Source organism: Micromonospora sp. NPDC049529, from assembly GCF_055586685.1.
The window spans coordinates 21042-41205 of sequence record NZ_JBVJHT010000034.1 but is presented as its reverse complement, the minus strand read 5'-3'; the positions used below and the strand labels follow the sequence as shown (position 1 = coordinate 41205).

Annotated in this window: 21 protein-coding genes; 14 read left to right on the top strand and 7 right to left on the bottom strand. The window is 70.2% G+C overall.

Translation table 11 applies throughout. The features are described from left to right. Nucleotides 1-105: 105 nt before the first annotated feature. Both ACZ6QQ_RS35985 and ACZ6QQ_RS35980 read right to left on the bottom strand, forming a co-directional pair. Complete coding sequence (locus ACZ6QQ_RS35985; protein ID WP_465882455.1) at nucleotides 106-606, bottom strand: HAD family hydrolase; 501 nt, start codon at nucleotides 604-606, stop codon at nucleotides 106-108. Between the two features lie 95 nt (nucleotides 607-701). Then, nucleotides 702-1112: a hypothetical protein gene (locus ACZ6QQ_RS35980; protein ID WP_465882453.1), complete on the bottom strand. Its 411-nt coding sequence runs from the start codon at nucleotides 1110-1112 to the stop codon at nucleotides 702-704. Between the two features lie 409 nt (nucleotides 1113-1521). Here ACZ6QQ_RS35980 and ACZ6QQ_RS35975 point away from each other — a divergent pair, with 409 nt between their 5' ends. Then, on the top strand, nucleotides 1522-2265 hold the full coding sequence (locus tag ACZ6QQ_RS35975) for a ParA family protein (RefSeq protein ID WP_465882452.1): 744 nt from the start codon (nucleotides 1522-1524) through the stop codon (nucleotides 2263-2265). A 1-nt stretch (nucleotide 2266) separates the two neighbouring features. Further along, nucleotides 2267-3163, top strand: coding sequence for a ParB/RepB/Spo0J family partition protein (locus ACZ6QQ_RS35970; protein WP_465882451.1), 897 nt, complete (start codon nucleotides 2267-2269; stop codon nucleotides 3161-3163). A gap of 371 nt (nucleotides 3164-3534) precedes the next feature. Here the strand turns inward: ACZ6QQ_RS35970 and ACZ6QQ_RS35965 are convergent, their stop codons facing one another. Both ACZ6QQ_RS35965 and ACZ6QQ_RS35960 read right to left on the bottom strand, forming a co-directional pair. Then, nucleotides 3535-4158: a hypothetical protein gene (locus tag ACZ6QQ_RS35965; protein ID WP_465882450.1), complete on the bottom strand. Its 624-nt coding sequence runs from the start codon at nucleotides 4156-4158 to the stop codon at nucleotides 3535-3537. A 471-nt stretch (nucleotides 4159-4629) separates the two neighbouring features. Continuing rightward, complete coding sequence (locus tag ACZ6QQ_RS35960; protein WP_465882449.1) at nucleotides 4630-5328, bottom strand: DUF6193 family natural product biosynthesis protein; 699 nt, start codon at nucleotides 5326-5328, stop codon at nucleotides 4630-4632. An 87-nt stretch (nucleotides 5329-5415) separates the two neighbouring features. On the opposite strand from ACZ6QQ_RS35960, the gene ACZ6QQ_RS35955 reads away from it, so the two are divergent. Next, nucleotides 5416-5883: a DUF4265 domain-containing protein gene (locus ACZ6QQ_RS35955; protein ID WP_465882448.1), complete on the top strand. Its 468-nt coding sequence runs from the start codon at nucleotides 5416-5418 to the stop codon at nucleotides 5881-5883. Between the two features lie 179 nt (nucleotides 5884-6062). Here the strand turns inward: ACZ6QQ_RS35955 and ACZ6QQ_RS35950 are convergent, their stop codons facing one another. The 3 genes from ACZ6QQ_RS35950 to ACZ6QQ_RS35940 form a co-directional block, all read right to left on the bottom strand. Continuing rightward, nucleotides 6063-7643, bottom strand: coding sequence for a hypothetical protein (locus ACZ6QQ_RS35950; protein WP_465882447.1), 1581 nt, complete (start codon nucleotides 7641-7643; stop codon nucleotides 6063-6065). A 620-nt stretch (nucleotides 7644-8263) separates the two neighbouring features. Further along, nucleotides 8264-9058, bottom strand: a complete 795-nt coding sequence (locus tag ACZ6QQ_RS35945; protein WP_465882445.1) for a protein phosphatase 2C domain-containing protein — start codon at nucleotides 9056-9058, stop codon at nucleotides 8264-8266. Between the two features lie 18 nt (nucleotides 9059-9076). Next, entirely contained in the window at nucleotides 9077-9847 is a 771-nt protein-coding gene (locus ACZ6QQ_RS35940; RefSeq protein ID WP_465882443.1) for a GntR family transcriptional regulator, read from the bottom strand. A gap of 183 nt (nucleotides 9848-10030) precedes the next feature. Between ACZ6QQ_RS35940 and ACZ6QQ_RS35935 the strand changes: the two genes are divergently transcribed. The 11 genes from ACZ6QQ_RS35935 to ACZ6QQ_RS35885 all read left to right on the top strand — a co-directional run bounded on the left by ACZ6QQ_RS35935 (nucleotide 10031) and on the right by ACZ6QQ_RS35885 (nucleotide 20074). After that, nucleotides 10031-10657, top strand: a complete 627-nt coding sequence (locus tag ACZ6QQ_RS35935; RefSeq protein ID WP_465882442.1) for a sigma-70 family RNA polymerase sigma factor — start codon at nucleotides 10031-10033, stop codon at nucleotides 10655-10657. After that, nucleotides 10654-11235 (top strand): Lsr2 family DNA-binding protein, encoded by a 582-nt coding sequence (locus tag ACZ6QQ_RS35930; protein ID WP_465882441.1) that lies wholly within the window; start codon nucleotides 10654-10656, stop codon nucleotides 11233-11235. The genes ACZ6QQ_RS35935 and ACZ6QQ_RS35930 overlap by 4 nt, the downstream gene beginning before the upstream one ends. After that, nucleotides 11232-11921, top strand: coding sequence for a GGDEF domain-containing protein (locus ACZ6QQ_RS35925; protein WP_465882440.1), 690 nt, complete (start codon nucleotides 11232-11234; stop codon nucleotides 11919-11921). Before ACZ6QQ_RS35930 ends, ACZ6QQ_RS35925 begins: the two co-directional genes overlap by 4 nt. After that, nucleotides 11918-12466 carry a hypothetical protein gene (locus ACZ6QQ_RS35920; protein ID WP_465882439.1) on the top strand — a complete coding sequence of 183 codons (549 nt, stop codon included), beginning with the start codon at nucleotides 11918-11920 and terminating at the stop codon, nucleotides 12464-12466. Before ACZ6QQ_RS35925 ends, ACZ6QQ_RS35920 begins: the two co-directional genes overlap by 4 nt. Continuing rightward, complete coding sequence (locus tag ACZ6QQ_RS35915) at nucleotides 12466-12708, top strand: hypothetical protein (RefSeq protein WP_465882437.1); 243 nt, start codon at nucleotides 12466-12468, stop codon at nucleotides 12706-12708. The genes ACZ6QQ_RS35920 and ACZ6QQ_RS35915 overlap by 1 nt, the downstream gene beginning before the upstream one ends. Continuing rightward, nucleotides 12705-13994, top strand: a complete 1290-nt coding sequence (locus ACZ6QQ_RS35910; RefSeq protein ID WP_465882436.1) for a hypothetical protein — start codon at nucleotides 12705-12707, stop codon at nucleotides 13992-13994. The genes ACZ6QQ_RS35915 and ACZ6QQ_RS35910 overlap by 4 nt, the downstream gene beginning before the upstream one ends. A 267-nt stretch (nucleotides 13995-14261) precedes the next feature. Beyond that, on the top strand, nucleotides 14262-15878 hold the full coding sequence (locus tag ACZ6QQ_RS35905) for a hypothetical protein (RefSeq protein ID WP_465882435.1): 1617 nt from the start codon (nucleotides 14262-14264) through the stop codon (nucleotides 15876-15878). An 87-nt stretch (nucleotides 15879-15965) separates the two neighbouring features. Next, the gene (locus ACZ6QQ_RS35900; RefSeq protein WP_465882433.1) at nucleotides 15966-18197 is read left to right on the top strand and encodes a hypothetical protein; all 2232 of its coding nucleotides are present in this window, start codon (nucleotides 15966-15968) and stop codon (nucleotides 18195-18197) included. A 123-nt stretch (nucleotides 18198-18320) separates the two neighbouring features. Then, on the top strand, nucleotides 18321-18998 hold the full coding sequence (locus ACZ6QQ_RS35895) for a hypothetical protein (protein ID WP_465882431.1): 678 nt from the start codon (nucleotides 18321-18323) through the stop codon (nucleotides 18996-18998). After that, a complete protein-coding gene (locus tag ACZ6QQ_RS35890; RefSeq protein ID WP_465882429.1) occupies nucleotides 18998-19342 on the top strand; it encodes a hypothetical protein in 345 nt (114 codons plus the stop codon). Before ACZ6QQ_RS35895 ends, ACZ6QQ_RS35890 begins: the two co-directional genes overlap by 1 nt. Nucleotides 19343-19588: 246 nt before the next feature. Further along, a complete protein-coding gene (locus ACZ6QQ_RS35885; RefSeq protein WP_465882427.1) occupies nucleotides 19589-20074 on the top strand; it encodes an NUDIX domain-containing protein in 486 nt (161 codons plus the stop codon). Nucleotides 20075-20164 lie beyond the last annotated feature (90 nt).

The following is a 20164-nucleotide window of genomic DNA, read 5'->3' as shown; positions in this document are numbered from 1 at the left end:
TCGTCATCGATCGCCATAAGGACATCATCACGGCCAGGTCAGCCGCAGCCCATTCCCTACAAAGGGGCCGGGGTCAGGTCCAGGCTGAACCCGACCGGCTTCAAACTACTGCCTCCCAGCCACCGCCCGCTCAGGTACGTCGAGCGCCGCCAACTCGACCGACGCCAGGTCACTGGGCAGGTACGCGGGCACACCACGCTCGCGCAGTCCCGCGACGATGTCGGGTTCATCGTCGACGAACGCCACCAGGCGCCGGCCGGGCCGCTGCTTCCTCAGGATCGTGATGTGCGACAGCTTCACGTCGAGCGGGGTTGACCGCCGCCGGGAACCCTCGGCTCGATCGCGGGTGTACACGTAGCCGATGGGCAGTCCCTGCGCGGCGAGCCAGACGTACGTCGCCTGATCTGTCCACGGGGGCCGGGTTGTGGTGTAGCGCACCTTGATGTCAGCAACGACCAGGGCGTGCACCAGCGCGATCCCGGCAGGCATCGGGGTGGCCTCTCCAAGGTGGTCGAAGAACTGATGCCACTTTCGCGTCCGATCGTCGTCGGTCACCAGGACGCTGGAGAACGCTGACATGTCGGCGAGAAGGCCGTCGATGTCCACCAGGGCTGCACGGTCAGTCATGCCCCGGATACTTCCCCTTGGTCGGCCGTACGGCCGCGACGGCGCGCGGGGGCACCAGCCGAACGTCGGGCCAGCTACCTTGCCTGGCGGGCGTGCTTGGCCCGTTTGAGCGCGCCTCGCCAGAGCCGTTCCTGCGCTGCGGCGTCGGGCGCGGCCGCTGCGGTGCCGGCGTCGGTTAGGGCGTCATGGACCTCGTCCTGGGTCCACCCGCCGGCGAGCAGGGCGGCGATCTGGTGCGCCAGCGCCGATGCCCGACCCCGAGCCCGTTTGGCCTGGGCCTCAGTAAGCCCGCTCACCCACGGCAGCGCGTCGACAATGGTGTCCGCGCCGTCCAGGTGGGCCTTGATGTCCAGCGGCTGACTGACCTCGGTGACCATCTCGCGTACGCGTGCAGCACCTCCACCACCCTGGTCCCCCGTCGACGCCGGCGAGCCGATCAACTCGTCGACAAGTACATGCGCGCGGGTCGGGCCGGTCGACGTCATGGGCGCATCGTAGCCAGCGATAACGACGCCCACCCGGTCACGCCGCTGGTGTCGACTCCGACTGGTACCGAGGTACCAACGTTGGTACCAAACCGCCACACGGCCTCGATATAGCCGGACGTTCAGAACTGAACTGGTTTGCGAACAGCTACTTCGGCATCGACCAGACGACGGTTACGACATCAGGCCGCCAGGAAGCGAGCTTCATCGTCAAGTTTGGCCACCGAACGTGTATTACGGACATGTCAGGCATTAAGGACATTTCATGCCACAAACTTCAGCCCTCTCCGGATTAACCGCGGTTAATCCGGAGAGGGCTGAAGTTTGTGCAGGTCGCGAGGATCTAACATGACCGACATCCGAAGTACCGGGGGAGTCCCGGGAAGCAGACGGAGACGGAGGGGCTCGCATGCCCACGAAAATCCATGTTGTAGCGAACCAGAAGGGCGGCGTCGGCAAGACGACGCTCTCCATGAATCTGGCAGCCGTCACCTACGACGTACTGGTGAACCCGGAGCCGATTCTGCGTGCCACGGTTGAATCAGCCGGCGATCCAGACAGCCCGGTCATGGTCGTCTCGACCGACCCTCAGGCATCGTCTGTGTGGTGGTCAGCGCGGGTCGAGCGCCAGGGTGGCCTGCCCTTCGATTTTGCTCAAGTGGACGATCCCCGGGACCTGCGCAAGCTACGTCACCTCGGCAAGGAGCACATTTTCGTCGACACCCCAGGTTCCTTGGAGGACGAACGGATTCTCCAGGCCGCACTGGACGAGTGCGATGACGTGCTGGTGCCCATGCTGCCCGAGCCATTGGCGTACGACCCCACCGCCCGGACCATCGACGCGGTCATCACCCCCCGTGGGGTGCCCTACCGCGTCGTTGTCAACGGATGGGATCCCCGGGACGGGATGCCGGATCTGCAGCAGACCGCTCAGTACATCACGCGCAAGGGATGGCCACTTTGCAACACGGTGGTGCGCAGGTACAAGATTCACACTCGCGCAAGCGCGGACGGCCTGGTGGTCACTCAGTACCCGAAGAACCGCGTGTCGATGGAAGCCCGGGAGGATTTCCTCCGCCTAGCCCTTGAGCTCGGCTACGGAGGAACCGCACCGAACACCGCACCAGTGCGTGTCTCGCTGGCCGAGGTGTGACGTGGCGGGCAAACGAGTCAACCTGGCGGAGCTGGCCGACGAGCCGCCGCTCGACGCGCGAGTACCGGCGTTCGCTGACACCGCGCCCCGTTCGGTTCGCGTTGACCAGGTGGCTGCGAATCCACTCAACACCCGAGACGTGCAAGCGGCGAAGATCAGCAGCATCGCGGACTCGATCCGGGCCCATGGTCAGCTACAACCGTGCACGGTGGTGGCACGTGCTGCGTTCCTGGCAATCTTTCCCGAGCACGAGCAGTCCATCGGGATCGCCGCCTATGTGCAGGTAACTGGCGGTCGACGCCGAGCCGCAGTGCTTGAAGCCGGGGTACCCACGCTCGACATCACGGTCAAGAACGGTCTGGCGGAGTCTCGGGCGCTGTTTGTCTCTGCGACAGCGGCCGAGAACCTCGATCGGGAGGACTATGACCCGATCGAAGAGGCCCGCGCCGTGCAGTTGCTTGTGCAGGAGTGCGGCACCGGGAAAGCCGCTGCGGAGCGGCTGTCGCGCACGCCACCCTGGGTCACGCAACGCCTGAACCTACTCAAGCTCGCACCGGCGGTCCAGGCTGCGCTGCGGTCAGGCGAGATCCCGCTGCGCGAGGTACGCGATCTACACAAGCTTTCAGCCGACGAGCAGGTCGCGGCCCTGGTTGCTTGGCAGGAGCGCCGCGCCTCCTCAGAATTAACCGCGGTTAATTCTGAGGAGGCAGAGGATGAGGTCGAGGGCGAAGCTGACCCAACCGCTGACACTCACTTGCCGAAGCAGCGCTTGTCTCCTGTAACAGCAGCGATCCGGAGGCTCGGTACCACGCCTGTCCAGATCGCGGCGAACCTTCGGTCTCAGCTGCCTCCTGAAGATCTAAAGGCCCTCGCAGAGGAACTCCTACGTGATGCTTGATCTTTCATCAGCGATGAAGCCGGGGTCTAACCTGTCCTGATCTCCCGGAACGCGAAAAGCCCCTACGGCCGATCTGGGCCGTAGGGACTTCTCTGTTGGCTCACCCCCACCCCCAGTGACGAGGGGGACCAAAGGGGCCGGCGGGCCACGGTGCGGGCGTTCGCCGCAGCGACCAGCGCGTTCCCGTGGCAAGTGAATGCCGCAGATGCTCGACGAGTGGCACGGCGACTTACGCTCGGTCCGGCACGTGAAACGGGATGACGGTTCGCTCTTGTCAGGACGCGGTGCGCTCGTTCTGCCAGTACGTCGCCGATCCGGGGCCTACGGCTGGGCGGCGAGTGCGAGACCCGGTTCGGGTCGCACCCGATCGTCTACGGCCTCTTCTTGCCTTCGGCCTGCTCTGCCCTGTCCCGTTCGAATCGGGCATCGGCTTCAGCCGCAGCAGCGCGCGCGGTCTCCAGATCGGCGTGGAGCTTGGTGATGGTGTCGCTGGCAGCGGCGAGCCGGCCGGCGGCGATGGCCACCTGCTCGCGGGCACTGGCCAACTCGGCGCGGTCGGTGTCCCGCTCATCGGTGACGGTGGCGACCTGGTTGGCCAGTGCGTCGCGGGTCCGGCCGGCTTCGGCCAGTTCGGCACCGAGGCGGGTGGCGTCGGCGCGGGCGGCGTCCCGCTCGTGGGTGATGGTGGCGGCCTGCTCGGCGAGGCGGTCGTGGGCGCGGGCGGCGTCGACCAGCTCGCCGTTGAGTCGGGTGATGTCGGCGCGGGCGGCGGTGCGCTCGGCGGTGACGGTGGCGAGCTGTTCGCGGGTGCTGGCCAGGTCGGTACGGGCGGTGTCGCGCTCGCTAGTGACGGTGGCGAGCTGCTCGGCCAGGCGGTCGCGGGCGCGGCCGGCGTCGACGAGCTCGGCGCCGAGACGGTCGGCGTCGGCGCGGGCGGCGTCGCGCTCGGTGGTGACGACGGTGATGCTGGCCTCGGCCCGGTCGGCGCGTTGCAATCTTGAGTTCGGCGCGAGTGGTCTTGAGCTGGTCGCGCAGGTCGGCGGTCTGGGCCTCGGCGGCCTCCCGGCGCTGGGTTTCGTTGATGACGGCGATGGCGCGCTCGGCAGCGTGGGCCTCGGCGCGGTGCTGCGCAGCTTGGGCCTCGCTGACCTACCTACACGTAGATTGAGCGAATCTCGGTCCGAGAACGCGAGATGCCCTACGGCCCGGTAGGGCCGTAGGGCATCTCCGCGAAGAACAGGCGGACGATCTTCGCAGTCGCTCAGGCGGTGATCGGTGAGCGGCGGGTCCAGTCGAGGATGCCGAGCGCCTCGGCGGCCCTCCTCAGCCCCAGCTCAGGGCCCCGTCGAAGACGTCGCGCGCGTCTTCGACGCGCACCACGATCGACCAGTCCGGGGTTAAGGAACATCGGTACAGAGATTGGCGCTAGCGAGGATCTTGATTGGCGACCCGGACGGAAGGTCGAATCAGTCCGGCAGTTTGGCCAGCACGAGCGCTAGCGCGCCGGCGGCGTCGGTTTCGTCGTAGGTTCGGCCGTCGCGCGTGCGCACCAGGTACCGACCGGGAGCCTCTACCGGGGCGACCGTCGGATGGTCCCGGCTGTAGGGCCACCGTGGCGTACGGCTGAAGCACAGCGTCCAATGGCTGGTGTACGGCCGCAGTGCGCGAAGTTGCGGCTGGTGGAAGGCCAGAGCGACGAACGCGGACAGACGGGTTACCACCGGATCTACACAGTGGTTCTCGTGCAACAGCAGCCAGCTCGACTCCCGGGAGTCGCCGCGCTCCCGCGCCTCGGCGAGGGCTACCGATCCCAGAAACGGCCAGGCTGCCGCGACGTGGCCGGGGCGTGTCCGGGACAGCCACAGCTGCGCCGCGTCGGCGGCCGTCGCCAGGTCGGGCGCGTACCCCTGCAGCAGGGTGGTCCTGCCGGCACGGAGCGCGAGGCGGAACTGCCGCTTCCACGGGCTCAGGAGCAGGTCGGCATGCAGCTCACCGTTCTCAACCGTTGCGGTGCGATGGGGGTTGACGCTCTCCCGCTGACGTGCCCGGAGCGGCACTTCTTGACGGTCGAACTCGGCCTGCCACGCGCGGCTGGCGTCCCCTGCGGCAGCAACATCTGGATACCAGCCGGCCGCTTGACTCCAGTCATCGCCCGCATCAGTCACCGCTCCATACTGCACGTGCCGAAGCGTCCGTGTAGAGGTCGTAGCGACAATGATCCATGTACTTCGATCACCAACAGGAGGAACTCGATGTCCAACCTGCCGGACGGGTGGGTACAGGTGTGGTTTCTCATGCCGCCTGGCAGCAATGCGACGAGCATGGGGATGGGCGCAGAGTTGGTGGCGCCGGACCGGGTGCGGCTGCCGAGGTCACCATGGGGCGCGTTCGACGCAGCGAAGCACGACATCCTTCGTGTTGAACAGGACCGCGACGGGCAGTGGTGGGTCAAGGAGAAGATCACGGCATCGGGCTACTGCGCGATCCGCATCTGGGCACCTGATGACAGCGTCCTCGAACACTTTGAGGAAGTCGTCCTGGCTGACTTCGCCCCTGTGCAGGTGAGTGGGGCGGGCATGTTCGGACTTGTCGTCCTCGATGTCCCACCGACGGCGGATCTGCCAGCGGTGCGGCGGCTCCTGCGTGACGGTGAACGCGCCGGCCGCTGGACCGTCGATGAGCTATGTGTCACCGCGGCATGGCACGCGGCCGATCTCTGATCATGTGTCCGTTTGGGGATCCCCTAACGGGACACCAGCTCAACCACCACCGGGCGCTTCCGACAGTCCGCGAAGATCAACTACTTGGCCCCTGGTGTCACCGTTCTTACCAACACCCCTGGTTGTCGGGGTCGGAATCAACCGAGGCGTAGTCGACGTAGCTCACGAGACTCCCCCTGTTAACCAACATGATCAACGTTGCGGTCGCTGTGCCGCTCGGTACGACGCTGGGCTTCGGCCCGCTTGGCTTGCCGGCGTTCCTCGGCGAGCCGGTCGACGAGTGCGCGGGCGGCCTGGGCGCCGGCGCTGACGGCTGGGTCGATCCGCTGGTTGGTCAGCTCGCGCCACTGCCGGGACTGCCGGTTGACGGACGCGTTCCGTTCGGCGCGGGCGGACTCGGCTAGCGCGGCCGCGATCTGGGCCGGCGGCTCGGCCGGCACCGCCTTCTTCATCAGCCATTTGATGTACAGCGCCGGCGCGTTGACCTTGTCGTACATGGCCTTGCGGCATTCGGCCAGGCGCAACTCGGCCTCGGCCGCAACGTCGTCGGCCGTCCACTCGCCGAGTCCCAGCTTGTGCATGACACCAGCGATGGGCCAGATGTCGCCCGGCCCCCGGGTGAACGGAAAACGGGCGTCCATGACCAGGTCACGGGCCAGACGTGCCGCTCCAGGTGAGATGCCGCCACCGGATTTCGCCCCCTCTGTTGTCGATGAGTGGCGCGGAGCGCCGCCTTTATGCCCCTTCTGTACCGGGACCCGCGACGGGGCCCGCGCCGGTTTGTCCACAGCGGGTAGCAACGAGAAAGAGCTGCGACGTAGAGGAAGTGACGTCAGAACATCAAAACCAATCGAGGGGGGGACAGATCCGGTTCCAGCAGTACGACCAGGGCGGTTATCCACAGCCGGGCCCACGGCGTTGTCCACAGCCCGGTGTCCCCGGGCCGGTGCCGCCAACTCGTCGAGCAGCGTCGCGGCCTGCTCGACGTAGGGCCAGATCTGCTCATCGGTAACCTCACGCACCCACTCGGGGATGAGCAGGGTCCACTCGGCCCGATTCACCCAGCGGGCCCGCTGGTCCGGGCTGACGTCCTGGTCCTCCTGAGCCTCGGCCCGCTGGTCGGCGGTAAGCAGCGCACCATCCACCACGCGCTCGACCAGCCCCCGCGACTCCAGCAACGCGAAGTGCCGGGTGATGGTCTTCTCCGACCGACCGGTCAGCGCCGCCGCCACCTGTCGACCCGGGCGACCACGTCGACCCGACCGCCAGTCCGCCGACGTCGCAGCCACTGCGGCGAGCCGGGCGATGTTGGTCCGCGCGTCGACCCGGCTCGCCCCCGGCGGCCGGTTGGTGTCCAGGTCGTACAGGACCGTGGCCAGCCAACCGATCGGCCGGTACGCCCGGCGCGCGGCGATCGCCTGGACCACCACCCGCGCGGCATCATCCTCCAGGCGCTCCGGCGACAGCCGCCGCCGCGACCCGGTGTCGTTCGGTGCCTTCCGGACCGCCGGGCCCCGCAGGAACCGGCGCCGCCACCCCGGGACCTTGCTCGCGGCCCGGCGGCCGGGCCGACGCACGGGGGGGGCGGACTCGGCAGCGCGGCCGCGCTGGGGCGAACCGGCGTGCCGCAGGTGGTACTGGCACGCCGTACCGGACGGGGTGACGGCCGCGACGAGCTGGCCGAGAGCCCGGCAGGACGCGCAGAAGCCAGCCAACGCCCGCGACGGCGCCCGCGCAGGGTCCAACGCCGCGGCGGTCACCGAACATCACCGCCAGCGGCGAACTGCTCGTCGACGTCGACCACGTGTGCACCAAGCGCGGCACGGTGCGGCGACAGTCCAAGGTCCTCCGGCATGGCGGACACCCTGAACCACCGCATGGGCTTACGTCCTGGGCCACCGTCACGCGACGGTGGTGGTGTACCTCGCACACGGCAAGGCGATGAGGGTAGGGCGGGGTGCCACAAACCCGCTGGTCGCGGACAGCATCCATCGACCGAACGCAATGCACGCGTGTTCGGACACAAAAAGGCACCCAGCCCGGAGGTGGGTGCTACGATGTCCTCCGAGCTTTAAAAGCGAAGTGAGCCTCAGACCCGTGACGCGGCCAAACGAAACGGGGTTTGGGGCTCTTTTGCTGTATTCAGTTGGGCGTTTTGGGCTAGTTAGCTCTCGTTAGCCCTACCTCCCCAGTAGAGTCTTCGTCCGCCGGATCCTACGGCCCGGTTGACCGCGAATCGGGACGCGACACGCATCCCGAACCACGGCGGTGTAGTTCACCCTGATCACCGAACCACCCGGGCGGCCCATCGACAAGTCGATGTTTTTCGATCTTATTTGACTCGGTGGGTCGTCACAGAGTCATTCTCTTTGACATTCACCTACCGCCCGGTCCCTGGGCAAAGCAGAACAACCGTCGCATCATCATGGCGCTTACCTCGCCAACGTCGAGGATCCGGGTCGGCGGCTTCTGCCTGCCGCACGGCCTCGATGAGCGACTCGGCCCCGCCGTCAGCGGCGCGCTCGAACACGTCGGACCATGTCCAGCCGTACCGCTCGGTCAGGCGGCTAACCCCGTCAGAGCACAGCAACGCACGGGTGACGCTGCCGCGTGCGACGGATCCCACCAGGGCATTGTCCGCTGCGGCCGGGACCGCGCCAGCAACCCAGAAGCCACCAGCCCGGTTGCGAACATCAGCTACGTAAGCCGGGTCGTAGGTGCGCACTTGCGTCTCGACGACCGGTGCGCCGGGCAGATGGTCGACCCGGTCGTCGATAACCACCAGATGCTCACCGCTCGTCTGGTCGAGCACCACGGCGCAGTCGCCCAGCACCAGCCACTCAACTGCCTCGTCACACAGGCGCACGATTGCGAGCGCAGCGCCAGGCGATAGCGGATCGGTGAGGTCACAGGTGCTGCTGTGGTCGGCCATGGTTGCCTGGATTGCCTTACGGACGGTATCCGCGAGGCTCAGTGCTGGTGCCGACGTCAGGAAATGCCCGATGTGATCGGCGAGACGTGCCACGAGCCAGGTGACGGAGTGAATGCATCCCCCCGTCCTGTCTGGGTATCGTCCCGCGCCGTCCAGCACCAGCGCCCATCCGCTGCCAGTTAGGTAGAGATCTTCGTTGATAGACCCGGGTGCGGATACGGTCGCCGCGCGTGTGATGTGCACTGGGGTGATGGTCCTTCGTCAGTCGGGGATCTTGAACCGGTATGCCATCTGGGCCATGTCGCCGGCGATCACCGCGAGCATCACCTCGACCGGCCGGCCGGTGGTGTCGTAGGTCGTCCGAATCAGGTCGGCAACCGGGGTGCCGGCTGGTAGACGCAGTGCCACGCTCTCCGGTCCGGTCGGCATGCGTATCGACCATTCCTCGCAAATCTCGTCAAGCTCGTACCCCGCTTCCTCCAGTCGGGCAAACCCACCACCAGGGCCCGTGTCTTCCTCCTGGATGCGCGTGCCACCGACGACGTCCAGTTCGTAGTAGGAGTCCGCCAGCTGGTTCGGTCTGTCGTCCACCAGGGTTGTACGCCGTCTGACCCAGACCGGGGTTCCCTCGTCGATCTTCAGACGTTCCGCGACAGCACGCGGCGCTGGCGCCTCCCCGAGCTCGCGCATCAACTGGGTGGCCACAAGCCCCTGGGTCTCGGCCTCCGACACCAGGATTGCCTTGCCCCCGCGCCAGCGGCTCTTCGCGTACCGCTCGATGCCGTGCCGTCGCGCAGACGGCCGTTGCCGGACGAATGTCCCCTTGCCCTGGAGGGTGACTGCCAGCCCTTGCTGTTTCAGCAGGTCGATGGCTTTGCGGGCCACGGCCAGGCTGCACAGATTCGCCTCGGCGAGTTCGTCGAGCGTCGGCAACTGCTGGCCCGGGACGTACTCACCCGTCTCGATCTTCATGCGGATTTCGTCCGCAACTCGAACTTGCAGAGGTCGCGCGTCGGTGGCGCCGGTACTCATATCTCCCACCTTACTAATTTCCGCCGGTCTGCATACAGACCCCCTTGACGACTGAGCGGACGGACACCTAACGTAGCGAATGACTGTAGGTCTGCATACAGACCTGCAGAGCAAGAAAAAGCCTCGGCGGGTTGCAGCCCACCGAGGCCATGGCATCCCCCCAACCCCTGAGAAGGAGAAAAGATGCCTGCTCTGAGAGTACGACCCAGGCCGGCGGATCCGCTGTCCGGGCCGTCGCCGCTGGTCAGCGCTGAGGTGCGTGACTTGGTGTCGCGTGCGCAGACCGGTGACCGGGACGCGTACGGCGAGATCTACTCGCGCTACGTCGACCAGGTGACCGCCCTGGTGCTGTACCGCACCAGCGACCGGCAGCTCGCCGAGGACCTGACCCAGGAGACGTTCCTGCGGGCGCTGACCCGGATCGACTGCTTCACCTGGCGCGGCGCGGACTTCGGCGCCTGGCTGACGACGATCGCCCTGGGCCTGGTCAAGGACCACTACCGCAGCGGCCGGACGCGGTTCGAGCGGCCGGTCGACGAGATCCGTCACGCTGACCAGTCCGACACCCGCCCTGAGGCGGACCCGGCGCAGGCTGCGGTCGACCGCATCGCCCAGGAGGCCCTGCTGGCGGGTGTGCAGCAGCTGCCCGACGCGCAGCGCCGGTGCGTGGCGTTGCGCTACCTGCGGGGTCTGTCGATCGAGGACACCGCACGGCTGATGGGCCGCACCGAGGGCGCGGTCAAGATGCTCCAGCGTCGGGCGCTGCGTGCGCTGCGGGTGCTGGTGCCGGCGACGGCGGTGCTGGCATGACGGCGACGATCAGTCCCGACCAGCGGGCGGACATGCTGCGTGCGGCCCGTGGCGAGCGTCGCCCGGCCGGCGACCCGATGCCGATGGGCATCCGGGTGAACACCCCCACCGCCGCGACCACGGTCGACCCGGCGTCGAGTGCCGCTGACCAGGTCGAGAACACCACGGAGCCGGTCACGCTGGCCGTGGACGAGGTGCTGCGCTTGGCGCAGGGCAGCGAGTCGGCCCGTACGCGGTCGCTCGGTGAGCGGATCGCTACCGCGCTGGCCGACCTGACCCAGCGGGTGCAGGTTGAGACGGCCGAGGCGGACGCCCGCGTGGCCGCCGAGAAGGCGCGCAAGGAACTGGCCGAGACGGAAGCCCGCCTCGCCGAGGAGCTCGCCGCCGTGCGGCAGCAGCTGCGGGGGTCGCGCCGCAGCGGTGGTGACTACCGCGTGTCGACCACGGTGGACGTGGATCCGCAGGTGGTTCGGGCCTGGGCGGCTGAGGCCGGCATCGAGTGCAACCTCCGCGGCCGCGTCCCTCAGCGGGTTGTCGACGCCTGGCGGGCGGCGACCGGTGCGGGGGTGTCCGAGTGAGCGCGCGGGTGCTGCTGGGGTTGGGCGCGGGTGCGCTGGTGACCGCTGGTGTGGTCGCGGCTGCCGCTGACCACCGCCGGCTGGTGCGCCGGGCGACGGCGGCCGAGCGGCGTACGGTGACCGACTCGCTGACCGGGTTGTCGAACCGGGCCGGCCTGGACGCCGGCTTGGACCGGATCACGATGACCTGCCAGTCGTACGCGTTGCTAGTCATCGACCTGGACGACTTCAAGCCGGTGAACGACTCCTACGGGCACGATGCCGGGGACCGGGTGCTGGTCGAGGTCGGCCGGCGCCTGGGTCGGCTGGTCGACGCGGGCGGCGTGGTGGCTCGCCTCGGCGGTGACGAGTTCGTGATCGTGGCGCCTTCGCCGGGTCCGGCGATCAGCGCTGGACTCGGCTGCGAGGTTGTCGTGGTGCTGTCGCGGCCGATCGCGATCGGTGGCGACCGCACGGTCCGGATCGGGGCGAGCGTCGGCGTGGTCCACGCCTACGCCGGTGAGCCGGTGCCGGCGGTGCTGCACACCGCCGACGCGGCTTTGTACCGGGCCAAGGTCGACGGCGGCGGCCGGATGGTCGAGCACGACCCGACCGCCGCGCTGCTGACCCCGGGCACGAACGCTCCGATCGCCCGACTGCGCGACCTGCAAGACCTGGCGCGTGCTGGCTGGGGGGTGGCGGCATGACGGTCCTGACGAACGTCGACATCTGGGGCCCCGAAGAGGAAGAGGAGCCCACTGGCACTACCACGGAGGCGGTCGCTGCCGCGCCGGCCGAGGCCACGGCCGTGGTCCTGCGGGTCGTCCCCGGCGAGCTGGACCTGCGGGACCTGTTCGACGCGCCGCCGGATCTGCGACTCGACGACGTCGGGGCGATCTGCCCGATCGACGACACGGTCCTGGTGACCATCCGCCCGGCCGGGCTGGCGTGCCCGGAGTGCCTGGCGGCGTGGCCGATGTCCGGCCGCGACGGCCAGTGGGTCGACACCGTGCCGGGGTTGCCGGCGACGGCGACCGGCCGGGGCGCCCGGGTCCTCGCGATGGGCGGGGCCGTGCTGGCCGCGCCGCTGGCGGCCGCGTACGCCACGGCGCCGGAGCTGGCCGACGCGCTCGACCTGGGCGCGGTTCCGGAGCCGCTGATCCTCGCGGCGGCCGGGGTGTTGGCCGCGACCGGTGCCGGCCTCGCCGCGCACCGCCTGGTCCGCGCGCTGATCGAGCGGGGGACCGTGTGATGGCGGGCGGGGTACTGGTGCGGGTCGACCTCGACTGGTCGGGGAAGCACCACTACGACCCGGAGAACTCGCTGCCCTGCCGGATCTGCGGCACCGGCACGAATTTGCGCGACGGCCGGGGCGAGGCGTGCCACGTGACGTGCGCCGAAGACGAGATCGCCCGCGAGCTGCTCGGCGCCGCCGAGCGCCTGATCGCCGACGAGCGGTTCACCACGACGACCGAACAGGAGGCGGCGCGGTGAGCGTCGACCAGGGAACCACCAGGGACTGGACGGCGTTGCTCGACGCGGTCGCCGAGGTCGAGGAGTTCGAGCGCCGCGGCGGGCTGCTGGTGCCGGCCGGCACGGTGGTGGCCACGTCGGCCGCTATCGAGCCGCCGGCCCCGGCCCCGGCCGCGCCGGTCGCCGTCGAAGTGCCGGTTGCGGTGGAGATCGTGCCGGTGCAGGCACCGTTGCCCGTGCCGGTTGAGCCGGAGCCGGAGCCGGTCGTACGGCGCCGCTGGCGGCGTGGGTCGGAGACGGCCGAGCAGATGCGCGTGCGGTTGGCCGCCGAGCGTGGCCGGGTGTCGGTGGAACGTGAGGACGCCCTGGAGCGCGCGGAGGAGCGCGCCGAGCACGAACTGGCCCTCGCCGATCTCAAGGGCGACGCGGCGTCGAAGCGCCGCGAGCTGCGCGAGCGGGAGCGGGACGAGCGGCAGGGCGCCGAGCTGGACGAGCTGTACCGGCGGGCGTCGCGGGACGGCACCCGTGCCCGGATCCGGGCGGACATCCAGCGCAGCGCGGAGATGCGGGCGCTGCGAGTCGAGCTGGTGCGGCGGTCCGCGTGGATCGTCGGCCTGCCGGTTCTGCTCGGGTTCGCCGCCTGGAGCACGCCGGGTGTCCAGGCCGGCGCGGTGCAGTTGCTGGGCGCCGACCAGCACGACCCGCTGTGGTGGGCCGCGTGGCTGATTGAGCCGCTCCTGATCGGAGTGGCCGCCTGGATCATCACCATCAAGTCCCTGCTGAAGGCCGCTGGCGGCGATATCGACAAGCGCGCCACCCTGGCCAAGTGGGGCGCGCTGATCGTCTCCGTCGCGCTCAACATGACCGGCGGCTGGAACGGCGGCCACGGCTGGTTCGCCGCGATCGGTGAAGCGCTCGTCCACTCCCTCGGCGCGATCTTCGCGGCGCTCACCGCGTGGCTGATCGGCGTCGTCATCGACTACGCGAGCAACGCCAAGCCGTGGGACGGGGCCACCCGGATCGCCGACATGAAACTCGTGCCGCCGGCCCGTTCGGAAGGCGGTCGCACGGGCATCAGGCGGGGAAAACTCGCCGCCGCCGGGGCCGGCGAGGCCGGTCTTCCGGAAGACGTCCGGCAGCTCCTGGCGGCGACTCAGGCGGCGATCGAGAACGGGGCACTGTCCCCGGATCCGTCCGCCTACGCGATCTACAAGGACCTGATGGGCGGCCGGGGCGACAGGGCCCGCTCGACCCAGGTCGCGCAGCTCGTCCACGGGTGGCGGCCGGGGCTGCGCGCCGTCGTCTGATCCATCTGCACAGATCCGCTGATCAGGTTCCCCGGGGCGCGGCCTCCACGGCCGCCCCCGGGCTCTGGAAGGACACAGAGCATGGCCGGGCGCCACCGCACTGATCACCCCTCCACCGTCGTGGGCGGCTTGGCCGCGTACGCCCACCGGGGCGCCTGGACCGGGTGCACGAGTGGCCCGGTCCAGGCGCGGGGCGCCTCATAACTCCTCATAACTCTGGGGGGTGAGCAGCCAAAACAAGACTTTTGATCACTGAGGAGAGACGCAATGTCGCAGACGGAGATGACGGCCCCGGAGGTTGACGGGGTGGCGTCGGCGGAGGTGGTGCCGGATCTGTCGCTGTTGGCCGCCGAGTCGGCGGGGACGGATCAGCCGACGCAGGAAGAGAAGGTCAAACCGCAGGAGCTGGCGGAGACGTCGCCGGCGTCGGTGGGCCTGGTGGTGGCCCTGGTGGTGATCTCGATCGTCGTCGCCGTGGTGGTGGCGATGTGGATGGTGTCGCCGCTGATGGCACTGCTACTGGGGGCCGGGCTGATCGTGGTCGCGGTGCTGGTCGGCGGCGGGTGGCTGGCCTGGCGCAAGGTCACGCGCCGGGCCAAGACCGGCCGGGACGGCTCCGGTCGGGGCGACCGGACCGGCAAGGCCCCCGCTGGCGGTGGGAAGCCGACCGGCGGCGGGAAGTCCCCGGCCGGCAGCAAGCCCGGGGGCGGGCTGTGGCCGTTCAGCCGCAGCAAGACCCCCGCTGGCGGCGGAAAGTCCCCCGCTGGCAAGGCCCCCGTTGGCGGGGGAAAGCCGACCGGCGGCGGGAAGTCCCCCGCTGGTGGCACGTCTGGGGGCGGGTGGTGGCCGTTCAGCCGCAGCAAGACCCCCGCTGGCGGCGGAAAGTCCCCCGCTGGCAAGGCCCCCGCTGGCGGCGGGAAGCCGACCGGCGGCGGGAAGCCTCCGGCCGGCAGCAAGCCCGGGGGCGGGCTGTGGCCGTTCAACCGTGCCAAGGCCCCCGCTGGCGGCGGAAAGCCCCCGGCTGGCAAGGCCCCCGCTGGCGGCGGGAAGTCCCCGGCTGGTGGGGGGAAGCCTCCGGCCGGTGGTGGGGGGAAGCCGGCCGGCGCTGGGGGAAAGTCCCCGGCCAGCAGCGACGGGGGGCGCAAGGCCAAAACCGCAGGCGGGGCGGTGTTGCTCGGGCTGCTGGGGCTGGCCAAGGCGGCGCAGCGCAAGACGGACGGCAAGGGCACGGACGGCAAGACCACGGACGGCAAAGCCACGGACGGCAAGAGCACGGACGGCAAGACGTCGGCTGGCAAGGACGGGTCGACGAAGGCGACACCGACGCAGCCGGTGCCGGGTGGGCATCGGCCGGAGACGGTGATCGAGGTCGACCTGAACGACATCACCAGCCCGCCCCGCCGGCCGAGCAGCTCGTCGACCGGGTCGACGTGGCGTACGACGCCGTTCTATGACTCCGATTCCACCGCTGGCAGCGAGTGGTGGGACCGGTCTGCACCTGCACAAACACCGCTGCGTACGCACCAGATCCCCAGTTCCAACGACCCAGGAGGACCAGAGATGAGCACCACGACTGAGGCGGACCAGGACGCGATCCGGGTGGCGAACCGCTACGCCGGGTTGATCCAAAAGGCCCAGACGTTGCAGGACCGGGCGGACGCCTGCCGGGACGCCACTGACCAGTACCGGCGTGACGCCCGGGCCAACCAGGAGTCGGCCGAGACCCACAAGGCGGCCGCGGCCACGATCCGGAACGCCAACATCGCGGCGGACCACGCTCGGGCGGCTCGGGACGCGGAGGCCGAGGCGGCGCGGGAGATCCTCGCCGCCCGCTACTACGAGTCGCAGGCCGAGGCGTACGAGGCGCAGGCCCGCTCCATCTGACCGATCACCGCGCGGGGGCCGCGCCGCACCTGGTGCGGCCCCCCACAACCCACAACCGCAGGACCAGGCAAAACAGGGGAGGACGTCGTGACGAAGCGGCGAGCACGGTCGGGGATCGAGTGGAAGACGTTCTGGGCCATCTGCGCGCCGTTCATCTCGGCGGTATGGGTGGCGGTGTGGCTGATCACCGGCTCGCCGGTGTGGATCACGGGGCTGGCCACGGCATTGTTGGCGGCGGCGGCCGCGTTCGGCGCCCGGCTGCTGGTGCGAATCTCCCCGATGTTCGCCCGCCTGAGCGCGCCGGCGAAGGCGCGGGTGGTCGGCTGGCTGGTGGCGGCGGTGACCGTCTACGCGGCCTGGTCCACCCTGGCCGTGTCGGTGCCGGACCTGTGGCCGGTGTGGGCGCTGGTCCTGCCGGTGCTGGGCAGCAGCACGTGGGTGATGGCGCGGGCGCACGAGTACCTGCTGCGGTACGCGCCGCCACCGGCCGCGACCGCTGCGGAGCGGACCACAGCGGCGGCGCTGACCGCGCACGCCCAGCTCGCCCTGGGTAGTGCCGAGGACCTGTCCGGGCCGCGCGACGGGGAGCCGCACCTGGCGTGGCTGCTGCGCCTGGCGGTACGCCGGGCCGGGTTGGAGTGGCTGCGGGTGTCCAACCCGCAGATGGTCGGCCCGGCCAACGCGCCGTTCGGCGCGAAGATCGAGGCGTGGGCGCCGATCGAGCTGCGCCGGGTCGTCAACAACAAGGTCCGCGTCGAGCAGGCCCCCAGGTTGGACGACAACGACGCCCGGCGGATCGCCCTGGCGCTGCGGGACATCACCCGCCGCGACATCGCCCCCGACTGGGTGCAGATCAGCGAGGACCCGAACCGGGTGGGCGTCTACACGATCCAGGCCAACACCGAAGACGTCATGAAGCGGGTGCGCCCCTACAAGGAGCGCGTCGACGAGCTGGTCGACGCCTCCGGCCGCCCGATCTGGCGGCGGCTGGCCGACCCGTCGTACCCGCTGTGGGGCATGGACGGCATGCCCATCCCGGTCGACGTGGCCCGGCACGCCTGGATCCTCGGCGCGACCACCGGCGGCAAGTCGGCCTACGTCCACCGCGAGTGGGCCGACGTCACCCGCTGCGAGGACGCGCTGATCTGGGCCGCCGGCACCAGGAAGTTGTACGACCTGGTCGGCCCCTGGCTGGAGCCCTACCTCGGCCAGGACGTGCGGCCGCCGCTGGACTGGGTCCGCGCCGACGCCGAGGGCGTGCTCCAGATGCTGATCGCCGCGATGGAGATCGCCCGCTGGCGCCAGGACCAGCCGTTCTCCGCCCGCCACAACTTCCAGAAGATCCTCATCTACATCGACGAGGCCAGCTTCGCCCTGAACACCAAGGTCAAGGCGTACTACGACGGTGTGGAGGTCACCGCCGGCGACATGTACGCCGAGTGCACCCAGGCCGTCGCCTCCGCCGGGATCTACCTGATCGCCGCCACCCAGCGCGGTGTCCACCACGCCTTCGGCGACAAAGGTGGGGACGCCAGCGCGAACATCGGCCGGGAGATCGTGCTCATGAGTGGCGACGAGCAGGAGGCCGGCCGGGTCACCGGCAACTACAAGCTGCCGCCGCTGCGCCACCGGGGCGAGTGCTACGCCCGCCTCGGCGACAGCGAGCCGGTCCGCGCGAAGATCGAGTACGTCCAGACCTCGGACCCGTCCAAGCCGGTGCTGCACGACGGGCCGCGCGTCGATGAGATCTCCTGGAACCGGCGTTACCACCAGCGGGAACTCGACGCCGGATCGGCGCAGGCCGCCGGGCGCGTCTACGCCGGCCGGCACCTGCTCGTGACCGACGAATCCCTGGCCGACCTGCGGGGCGCCCGCGCCCGCAGCGGCGCCAAGAAGCAGGCCAGCACCCCGGAGCGCGACGCCGAGCAGGCGATGGCGTCCGCCGTCGCCGACATCTTCAGCCGGCTCGACGGCGACAAGCCGCCCGCGCCGGCCACCATCCGGGTGACGGCCACCGTGGGGAATCCGGTCGAGCCGACGTCGATGGCCGGGTTCCGCACCCGCGCCGATCGGGTCGAGGCGGCGGTGCGTCAGATCTGGCGCACCAGCAACGCCCCGGCCGGACCGCGCGACATCCTCGCCGCGCTGCACGACGGCGGCGACACCTCCGCCACCCCGCAACTGGTGTCCAACGCGCTGACGCAACTCGGCCAGCAGGGGCGGGTCGTGCGACCGGAGGCCCCGGACGGGCGGGCGGTGACCGGGCAGTACCTGCCCCCCGAGGCCGCCACCACCACGGTCACTGCCAGTAACGGATAACTCCTCATAACCCGGGCCCCCTCCCCCCTCCGAGGGGCCCCTATGCAGGAGCCGACCCCCCTCCCCCGCGCCTGTTATGAACCCGCCTGTTAGGTCACTGTCCGTAAAGGAGCGCCGCCCGTCATGTCTGCCAGAGTCGCCGAACTCGAAGCCCAGATCCGCCGCCTGACCGTCCAGCGCGACGCCCAACCGGCGGACACCGTCTACGCGCTGACCCACCAGCAGCGCATCGACGCGCTGTCGATCGAGCTGATCGCGTGGCAGCTCGACCCCGTCCGGATGCGCCTCGCCGAGGACGCCATCCGCGCCGCCGCCCGGCGCCGCCACCGCGCCCACGCCGGCCGGCGCCGGTGGCCGGCGGTCGCCAGCGCGAGCGGTGTGTTCGGCGGCGTGGCCACCGTCGGGCACCTCGCCGCCAGCGCCGGCGGCCCGCCGCTGATCGGCGGGGTGCTGCTGACCGTCGCGGTGGGCGCGCTGGCGCTGACCGCCGTCGACCGCGCCCGCGACGCCCGCGAAGCCGCCGCCGCCGCCGAGGACATGCACACCGCCCAGGACCAGTACGCCGCCGTCGTCGCCCGACACGCCCGCGCCATCACCCCGGTTCGTCCGCTCGCCATCCACAACCAGGAGGAGACGCCATGCAGCCCACAACCCAGCCCGACAACCAGCCGGCCCACGTCCACCGCCACCAGCCCGGCACCGGACTCTGGCCCCGCCGCTGCTGCGACCTCTGGCCACCCCGCAACCGAGTCCGAACCGTCGGCCGTTCCCTCCGTTCCGTCGCCGATCGCCGCCGCCTGATGCGCGCCGCCGCCTACACCGGCTGGCTGCTGCTGGCCCTGGTCGCGGTCATCACCGTCAACACGCTGCTGCTGCCGGCCACCACCGACTGGGCCTCGGACCACGGCTTCGTGGGATGGGCGCTGTGGCTGACCTGGGCGGGCGGCTCCCTCACCGCCCTGCACCGCGGCGTGCTCCTGCAGCGCCGGTCCCGCGCCAGCGTCTACGTCCTGCACGCCGCCGCCGTCGCCGCCGTCTACATGGCCATCGCCGCCCCCGGCGGATGGCGCCAGGCGCTGACCGCGACCGGCGGCACCGTGATCGCCTGGTCGATCGCCTACCTCGCCACCCGCCCATGGCGTTGACCGCTTCCGCCGGGCCGGACACCATGCCGGCCCGCGCGGTAGCGGCCAACCCCACGGCCCACGGACAAGGAAGGCAGGAAATGACCACCTCGACACCCGTACGACCGGCGCGGATCCCGGTGCGGCTGCTGCTCGCCGACACCGACGCCGCCCGCCCGGATCGACTGGGCGGCACGGCTGGCCGTCGCCGCGATCCCGTTCGCACTCGTCGACGGCCGCCCGCTCAACCCGCACGCGCCGACCGGCGTGCGGTACGGGCGCGGCGAGCTGGGCCACTGGGGTGAGGCTCGGGCAGCCGACGCGCTGGTCACCGCCACCACCCCCGACGGGTGCCGCTGGATCGTCATGATCGAACGCGAGGACCGCCACGGGTGGGCGCTACCCGGTGGCCACGTCGAGCAGGGCGAGGACCCGCTGCGCGCCGCTATCCGCGAACTCGAAGAGGAAGCCGGCCTCAGCCTCGTCGAGCACACCTGGAAGGTGTCGCCGGCGCGGTACGTGCCCGACCCCCGCGCCACCGACGAGGCATGGATGGTGACCCACCTCGCGCGGGTCGACATGGGCGGGTACGACCTCGGCCGGTTGCCGCGCGTCGTCGGCGCCGACGACGCGGTCCGGGCCGAGTGGATCCGGGCCGACTCCTACGACGTCCTGGTCGACCACCTCGCCGTGGTGTACGACGGACACGTGTTCGCCGCCCACTGCGACATGCTGACCGAGGCGCTGGGCTGACCAAACACCCCTCTCGACGCGACGAAGGGGGGAGGAGGAAGGTTTGGGGTGGGGCCCCCTCTTCCCGTCTCGGGTCCACTCCCCTTTGGT

Excerpts from the sequence above, each read along its gene's own strand:
- ACZ6QQ_RS35890 (WP_465882429.1), top strand. The coding sequence starts at position 18,998 with ATGCGCGCCGCCGCCTACACCGGCTGGCTGCTGCTGGCCCTGGTCGCG.
- ACZ6QQ_RS35940 (WP_465882443.1), bottom strand. The coding sequence starts at position 9,847 with ATGAGTACCGGCGCCACCGACGCGCGACCTCTGCAAGTTCGAGTTGCG.
- ACZ6QQ_RS35975 (WP_465882452.1), top strand. The coding sequence starts at position 1,522 with ATGCCCACGAAAATCCATGTTGTAGCGAACCAGAAGGGCGGCGTCGGC.
- ACZ6QQ_RS35920 (WP_465882439.1), top strand. The coding sequence starts at position 11,918 with ATGACGGTCCTGACGAACGTCGACATCTGGGGCCCCGAAGAGGAAGAG.
- ACZ6QQ_RS35980 (WP_465882453.1), bottom strand. The coding sequence starts at position 1,112 with ATGACGTCGACCGGCCCGACCCGCGCGCATGTACTTGTCGACGAGTTG.
- ACZ6QQ_RS35915 (WP_465882437.1), top strand. The coding sequence starts at position 12,466 with ATGGCGGGCGGGGTACTGGTGCGGGTCGACCTCGACTGGTCGGGGAAG.
- ACZ6QQ_RS35905 (WP_465882435.1), top strand. The coding sequence starts at position 14,262 with ATGTCGCAGACGGAGATGACGGCCCCGGAGGTTGACGGGGTGGCGTCG.
- ACZ6QQ_RS35935 (WP_465882442.1), top strand. The coding sequence starts at position 10,031 with ATGCCTGCTCTGAGAGTACGACCCAGGCCGGCGGATCCGCTGTCCGGG.
- ACZ6QQ_RS35930 (WP_465882441.1), top strand. The coding sequence starts at position 10,654 with ATGACGGCGACGATCAGTCCCGACCAGCGGGCGGACATGCTGCGTGCG.
- ACZ6QQ_RS35895 (WP_465882431.1), top strand. The coding sequence starts at position 18,321 with ATGTCTGCCAGAGTCGCCGAACTCGAAGCCCAGATCCGCCGCCTGACC.
- ACZ6QQ_RS35955 (WP_465882448.1), top strand. The coding sequence starts at position 5,416 with ATGTCCAACCTGCCGGACGGGTGGGTACAGGTGTGGTTTCTCATGCCG.